The 1,016-nt window shown below is 64.6% G+C and carries 1 protein-coding gene; it reads right to left on the bottom strand.

Going from position 1 to position 1,016, the window contains the following annotated elements; translation table 11 throughout:
• Nucleotides 1-820, bottom strand: an 820-nt coding sequence (locus CFP71_RS43175; protein ID WP_425266655.1) for an ATP-grasp domain-containing protein, incomplete at its 3' end; no start/stop codon positions are given.
• Nucleotides 821-1,016: the final 196 nt, after the last annotated feature.

Consider the following 1,016-nt stretch of genomic DNA (forward strand, 5'->3'; position numbering starts at 1 on the left):
CCCGCTCCATCACGCGGACCGAGACCTCTTTCATCCGCCGGATGGTGTCGTCGGGCAGCTGCGACGGGTACTGATGTCTTTCGAAGCACGGTGAGCCGTCGTAGTTGATCGAGTCGAGCGCGCCGTACACCGTTACGTGTCCATTGTGGACATAACCTTCGGTCGCGGCCTGGACTCCGCTGAGCTCACTCTCCGCGAGGCAGGCGGCTCCACCCACGTCGGCCACCTCCGTGGGGAGCCTGACCTTGCCGAGGACCAGATCGAAGGGATCGCCGACCCTGCTGACGCCTTCCCGGATCTCGACGACGGCCTTGTCGAACTCGGCTTCGTCGGCGACATGGAAGGCCAGTTCGGACGAGAACGACTTCACCGGCTTGAGCCACATGGGGTAGCCGACTCCCTCGGGTGGCCGAGGGCTCTCGTCGTCCAGATCGACGATGCCGAACGCGGGCACCTCGTCGATGACCTTCGACTGTTCGAGGCGGCTCCAGTACTTGTGCTCGCACTTGAGCACGGCTTCGAGCGATACACCGGGCAAGCCGTACTTCTCGCACAACATCGCCACCATCGTCGAGGACGGGAAGTCCCAGTAGCTGACGATCGCGTCGATGGAGCCGTCGAAGGCGTCCAGTATCGCTTGTGCCTTCTCCATGAGTTCGACGATCCGGATCTCACCGTGCTGGAGTTCCTCGATGGACAACAAGGGGTGGAAGAGGTACCGCTCCGCGCCCGGCACGCGTCTCAGTACCTCTTCGTTGCCCTCGTCGAGGCCGATCACGAAGATGTTCTTCTTCTCCGGGGACCTGGGGGCTGTGTTCATGGCCGACGGCTACCCGTTCGAATGAACGGGAAAACCCGGCCGGCGCTGGTTTGTCCGCGGGGGCAGCCGGGAATCCGCCCGTCATGACGGAGTTGCCCGGCACACGTTCCCTGTGGCTCGACACCGCTCCCGCGCCCGACCGGACCGGCACGCCACTGCCTCCGGAGGTCGACGTCGCCGTCCTGGGTGGCGGCAT

It is taken from the genome of Amycolatopsis thailandensis (assembly GCF_002234405.1).
Lineage (GTDB): Bacteria > Actinomycetota > Actinomycetes > Mycobacteriales > Pseudonocardiaceae > Amycolatopsis > Amycolatopsis thailandensis.